Source organism: Flagellimonas sp. 389, assembly GCF_018449435.1.
Classification (GTDB): domain Bacteria; phylum Bacteroidota; class Bacteroidia; order Flavobacteriales; family Flavobacteriaceae; genus Flagellimonas.
The window spans coordinates 1-586 of the sequence record NZ_JAHCMU010000037.1; the positions used below are offsets into that span (position 1 = coordinate 1).

General features: G+C 59.9%; 1 pseudogene. It reads right to left on the reverse strand.

Going from position 1 to position 586, the window contains the following annotated elements:
* Positions 1 to 586, reverse strand: a pseudogene (locus tag KIM67_RS18500) (DUF5011 domain-containing protein); the annotation flags it as partial.

Sequence of the window (586 nt, forward strand, 5' to 3'; positions counted from 1 at the left end):
ATGTCGCCGCTCGCGCTGCAGTTGTCCGATCCGTCCGTTACAACGCTCACGTTGGGCAGCGGTACGTCGCCGATACATTCAACGGTGATCGCAGATGGATTGCTCGCCGTAGGGTCCGTCGTGTCGTCAACGATGATATTTTGGGTCACGGTGATGCTGTTCCCGGCCTCGTCCGTGACGCTGTACGTCCTTGTTATCGTCCCCGGGTTGCTCCCCGTAAGGGCACTGTCGCTCACGAAGGCAACGACGATGTCGCCGCTCGCGCTGCAGTTGTCCGATCCGTCCGTTACAACGCTCACGTTGGGCAGCGGTACGTCACCGATGCATTCCACCATGATGTCCGATGGGTCGCTCGCAGTAGGGTCCGTCGTGTCGTCGACTATGATGTCCTGCGTTACGGTGATGCTGTTCCCGGCCTCGTCGGTCACGCTATAGGTCCTTGTTATCGTTCCAGGGTTGCTCCCCGTAAGGGCACTGTCGCTCACGAAGGCAACCGTGATGTCGCCAGCCGCGCTGCAGTTGTCCGATCCGTCCGTTACAACGCTCACGTTGGGCAGCGGTACGTCGCCGATACATTCAACGGTGA